This is a genomic window from Nonomuraea recticatena (assembly GCF_039533245.1).
Lineage (GTDB): Bacteria > Actinomycetota > Actinomycetes > Streptosporangiales > Streptosporangiaceae > Nonomuraea > Nonomuraea roseola.
The window spans coordinates 1-546 of sequence record NZ_BAAATE010000189.1 but is presented as its reverse complement, the minus strand read 5'-3'; the positions used below and the strand labels follow the sequence as shown (position 1 = coordinate 546).

Below are 546 nucleotides of genomic sequence, written 5' to 3'. Positions count from 1 at the left end.
TCGGCGACCGGCTCGCGCCCCGGCACGTGGACCTGCGGCCGTTCGCGGTCAACGACGGGAACTTCGTGTTCGTGCTGCCCGGCGGCCTCACCCGCGTCGCGCTGCCCGAGGGCAGCCTGATCGTGAACTCCTCGCAGGGCGGCGGCTCCAAGGACACCTGGGTGCTGGCCGCGCGCTCGTCCACCGTGGAGCGCGAGCTGGCCGAGCCGGGACTGGTCGCGCAGGCGGGCGTCGACTCGCCCGCCGCCGCGCGCGGTCCCGAGCTGACCACCGCCCAGCAGCAGCAACAGCAGCAGCAGTCCGCGAAGGAGGCCTGATGCTCGCCCGCAACGCCGAGTCGCTGTACTGGATCGGCCGCTACGTGGAGCGCGCCGACGACACCGCCCGCATCCTCGACGTCTCGGTGCACCAGCTGCTGGAGGACGCCACCGTCGACCCGGACAGCACCAGCCGCAGGCTGCTCGCCGTCCTCGGCATCGCGCCGCCCGCCGGGCTCAGCCTGGACGTGTGGTCGCTGACCGAGCTGGTCGCCTACTCCGAGGACAA

General features: G+C 73.4%; 2 protein-coding genes. Both read left to right on the top strand.

All coding sequences use genetic code 11. The features are described 5' to 3' along the window. On the top strand, positions 1–317 hold a 317-nt coding region (locus ABFX50_RS51805; RefSeq protein ID WP_428834750.1), incomplete at its 5' end, for a hypothetical protein. Continuing rightward, on the top strand, positions 317–546 hold a 230-nt coding region (locus ABFX50_RS51085; protein WP_346158566.1), incomplete at its 3' end, for an alpha-E domain-containing protein. The genes ABFX50_RS51805 and ABFX50_RS51085, both read left to right, overlap by 1 nt.